This is a genomic window from Candidatus Cardinium hertigii (assembly GCF_050864855.1).
In the GTDB taxonomy this organism is placed as follows: domain Bacteria; phylum Bacteroidota; class Bacteroidia; order Cytophagales; family Amoebophilaceae; genus Cardinium; species Cardinium hertigii_C.
In genome coordinates, this window is sequence record NZ_JBOZWW010000070.1 from 1 (window position 1) to 3,031 (window position 3,031).

At 33.1% G+C, this 3,031-nt stretch carries 5 protein-coding genes and 1 pseudogene; 2 read left to right on the forward strand and 4 right to left on the reverse strand.

Features of this window, described 5'->3' with window-relative positions; translation table 11 throughout:
- Positions 1-12: 12 nt before the first annotated feature.
- Positions 13-150 (forward strand): hypothetical protein, encoded by a 138-nt coding sequence (locus ACRRVB_RS04920; protein ID WP_432466846.1) that lies wholly within the window; start codon positions 13-15, stop codon positions 148-150.
- Between the two features lie 58 nt (positions 151-208).
- Here ACRRVB_RS04920 and ACRRVB_RS04925 read toward each other — a convergent pair whose 3' ends face one another.
- From ACRRVB_RS04925 to ACRRVB_RS04935, 3 genes are read right to left on the reverse strand one after another with little or no spacing between them, the layout of a single operon-like run.
- Positions 209-373, reverse strand: a complete 165-nt coding sequence (locus tag ACRRVB_RS04925) for a plasmid recombination protein (protein WP_432466842.1) — start codon at positions 371-373, stop codon at positions 209-211.
- Between the two features lie 34 nt (positions 374-407).
- A complete protein-coding gene (locus tag ACRRVB_RS04930; protein ID WP_432466843.1) occupies positions 408-2,045 on the reverse strand; it encodes an AAA family ATPase in 1,638 nt (545 codons plus the stop codon).
- A gap of 4 nt (positions 2,046-2,049) precedes the next feature.
- The gene (locus ACRRVB_RS04935; RefSeq protein ID WP_432466844.1) at positions 2,050-2,664 is read right to left on the reverse strand and encodes a hypothetical protein; all 615 of its coding nucleotides are present in this window, start codon (positions 2,662-2,664) and stop codon (positions 2,050-2,052) included.
- A gap of 4 nt (positions 2,665-2,668) precedes the next feature.
- On the opposite strand from ACRRVB_RS04935, the gene ACRRVB_RS04940 reads away from it, so the two are divergent.
- Positions 2,669-2,821: a hypothetical protein gene (locus ACRRVB_RS04940; RefSeq protein ID WP_432466845.1), complete on the forward strand. Its 153-nt coding sequence runs from the start codon at positions 2,669-2,671 to the stop codon at positions 2,819-2,821.
- Between the two features lie 20 nt (positions 2,822-2,841).
- Here the strand turns inward: ACRRVB_RS04940 and ACRRVB_RS04945 are convergent.
- Positions 2,842-3,031: pseudogene (locus ACRRVB_RS04945) on the reverse strand (IS5-like element ISCca5 family transposase); the annotation flags it as partial.

Below are 3,031 nucleotides of genomic sequence, written 5' to 3' on the forward strand. Positions count from 1 at the left end.
TTTGCTACCCATTTGTTAAACAGAGGCGCTACGCTATTAAGTATTAGATCCTTACTAGGTCACGCAAATTTGGCTACTACTCAGAACTATAACCAGGTCCATTTTACACGATTAAAAGAGGTATTGAACAAGGCACATACCAGGGCCTAACTATTTATTGAGTTGTGTTAAATAGGCGCATTTAGAATTTTATATTTTATGATGAAAATCAACTATATAAATACATTATGCCTCTACTCAAACCAAACCGCTCCATAGCGTGCGCATATTTATTTTGATAGGCCATCATCATGGTAGACCCGCCCATAAAGCTTTTGCCACTTAACCGGCCATCTTTACAGATGGGGACTACTACACAGTGTATATATGGCATTAAGTTGTCTTAAAAGTATATAAATCTAACGGCCTTATTTTTTTAGATGTGCTTCTTGTATTTCGTACTTCCAATCGTCTATCATTCTGCTTTCCTCATTAAAATTAATACCTAGTAGTATAATCGTTTTCTGTCTAAGTAAGTACGGTCTATAATACCCATGCTCTTTAATTTGGGCTAAGGCTATTTTACCACTCGATCTATATTTTATTTCTATAAGGTATATTACCCTTTCTAATTCTAGCACAATATCTGATCTACCTTGACTCGAAGCAGACTCACTATGCATATACATTTTCCTACCTCCTAGAAAGCCCAACCCTTGTAGCAACATATGTAAATTACTGTGGTACTGTTTTTCTTGTTTGGTATCAATATAATAAGGAAGTGTGGAAAAGGCTGTGTTGATATGCTCTATAAAAATTTCAATTTTTTGATCAGATAATGCACTTCTGATTGTATCTCGTTCTTGTATGAAATAGTCTTTTACACTCTTTTCTAGACTCGACTTTATACTTTTTTGAAAAGACTCTTCTATTTCTTTGTTTGGGAATTTCAAAGTATATAGACCTCTAGATCCATCATAATCATAAATGGTTAAATAGCCCGTTTGAAACATCAAAGATTTTAAGCTAATCTCATGCCTACTGCCTGTATACATTAGATCCTCTTTCGTAGCTTCTATTTGGATATTTTCTATCTGAAAATCAAATCTATCAGGATCTTCTAGCATCTGGTTAATCAATATAGTGGGGCTTCCTGATTCATACCAGTAGTTTTCTAGTTCTCCAGAATCTAAAAACCGTAGGGTGGACCAAGGATTATATACACTTATGCCATCTTTATAGAATTTATAACCATTATAATAAGTTGCAATACGTCCTATTACTTCTGGTTTAGTTATTTTTTTATTTTCTTTTTCGCTCCATTTTTTAGCAATAGATTCTAATCTTTCTGAGAATATAGTTTCTATTTCTTCTTGCGTATACCCAAACATCGCATCAGCAGATGCATCAATGGTGATGTCTTTTAAATGATTAGCCCCTGAAAATACATCGGATAAACTAAATTTGCTTACCCCAGTGATAAAAGTGAATTGAAAGTATTCATTTAGTGATTTCAAGGTCATAAAGAAATCTTTCATGATTTTTATATTAGCCTTTTCTAGATCAGAGCCTTTCGTTAAATTCACAATTGGTGCATCGTATTCATCTATAAGAACTACTATTTTCGATGCATAGCTATTTCCTAACTGTGTCATATCTACCACCAGATTACAAAGCTTTGCTTTAAGCAAGTGTCCTCTAAGCGTTAACCTATATCCTGAAGCAACTTCTGTAAGTGTATCTTCTAAAGATAATTGTAATAAGTTTGATGAGTCATTCGTTAATCTAGAAAGATCTAGTTTAATGACAGGATACTTTTTCCACTGATATCCATTTTTTGGCTTACCTATATAATAATCTTTAAAGACCTCTTGTTCTCCCCTACATATAGTAGCTAGCGTATTAATAAACAGTGATTTCCCAAATCTCCTAGGTCTAGCTATAAATACAGGATTTCTTTTTTCAATTAACTCTTGTGCATAACGGGTTTTATCTACGTAGTAGCCTGTTTCAATCACTGATTTAACATCTGAATAACCAATAGGCAGTGCATTTATCTTACGCATAATTTTATTTTATTAAACTTTTTTTTCGCTCCCTTTCTTTGATTTCATATTCTATTATGCTTTTCAAAGCCAGACGATCTTGTTCAGCTGCAATCGATTGCTCATCAACTTTAGTTAACACAGAAGCCTTTTGTCTTAATTTTACAGCTTTTTCTTTAAGTTTTGTTGGTGTAACAATATTGTTTTGTAATAAATTATAAGCTGCTAATCGTTCATTTACTTTAAGACCCGCTGCATCATCGTCTAATAAATACTGAATCTCTTTATTATTGGCTAATAATTCATCCGATTCTCTTTCATACGCATCTGCTAACAATAACTGTTTGGTATGGGCATATTCCCCGACTGTACGATCATAATGAAGCGACTTTTCAACCGCTTTATTAAGTTTTTTCAAATCGCTGTATTGCCTATTTGTCGCCTTAATACCCACTAATTTACTAGTATTTTTTAGGAATCTATTCACACCACGAATGGTTTGTTTTTCCCTTGCGCAACTGTATTCCATATTTCTTTTAAGTTTGGCCGTATATTCCGTATCTGGGATATACCTAGAAGGATTTAAGCTGATGCCCAAGACATCTTCTGTTTGACCTAAAATCATTTTTTTTAAACCCATATTTTTGAGTCGGCCACCTAGTTTGATGGCATCTCTTACCATTCTATTGGCTTTTTCTATCGATTTTTTTGTTTCTATAGTTGTCCTAGCCGCCTCCCTTATTTTCTCAAGGGTACTGTTTTCTGTTTTTGCAATGGTTTTAAGTAGTCGGCCCTGAAATATTATTTTTGAATAAATTTATTGAATGGATATTTCTTTATAATATATATGGTTTATCAGGCGCTCTATTTTTCTTACCCAAGATATAGGTATAACTGGTTTTGGATTAAGAATTTTAATTATATAGGTTTTAATTTATTTGACTGTGAGGGTATTAAGAATAATTTTCTTGTAATCAGTCGTAGGTTATGAGCAATAGCACATAAAA